Raw genomic sequence first — 579 nt, 5'->3', positions numbered from 1 at the left:
TCGTCGACGTGTTCAATACCGCGGCCGCCGAGGGCGCGCAGATGGGCAAGTACTCGGCGCTGCTCACCGACGCGATCCACTCCATGATCGATGTGACCGAAGAACGCGATATCGACAGCCTCTTCACCGGAGGTAGCACCACCGCCCTCACGCAAACCATCGCTGGCCTCGACGACTTCGAACCCACCGCGTTCATCGCCGTTGTAGATCCCACCGAGGGCGGTGTTGATGACTGACATCCTCTACCGCTGGCCCGAGGCAGCGAAGTTCGGCAGACGCGTGCCCAAGGAGAAGTTCTACGAGCACGGCACCGTCAACACCTCTGTGCGAGAGAAGTTCATCAATGAAGTCCAACGCGTCACCTGGGCCTACAAACTCGCCGAGGCCACGATCAACCTGCCCAGCACACCAGCAGTGCCGGAGATACAGGTCTTCACGATCGACGCCAAGACCGACGACGTCAGCGAAGCCGTCCTGGGTGCCATCGACAAGGCCATCCCGTTCCCGATCATCTTCGAGATCGCCCGCCAACGCGGCGAGCAACCCGAGACACGGACGGTCGCGGCACACAAGCAGCCC

The 579-nt window shown here is 62.2% G+C and carries 2 protein-coding genes; both read left to right on the top strand.

What is annotated here, in order from left to right; all coding sequences use genetic code 11:
- Positions 1–236: hypothetical protein (locus GTW58_RS13670; RefSeq protein WP_168023619.1), on the top strand; the 236-nt coding region annotated here is incomplete at its 5' end.
- Positions 229–579 (top strand): DUF4391 domain-containing protein (locus GTW58_RS13665; RefSeq protein ID WP_168023618.1); only part of this gene is annotated, 351 nt, incomplete at its 3' end. The genes GTW58_RS13670 and GTW58_RS13665, both read left to right, overlap by 8 nt.

This window comes from Kocuria subflava, assembly GCF_012163155.1.
GTDB classification, from domain to species: domain Bacteria; phylum Actinomycetota; class Actinomycetes; order Actinomycetales; family Micrococcaceae; genus Kocuria; species Kocuria subflava.
This window is presented reverse-complemented; position numbering and strand designations above follow the sequence as displayed.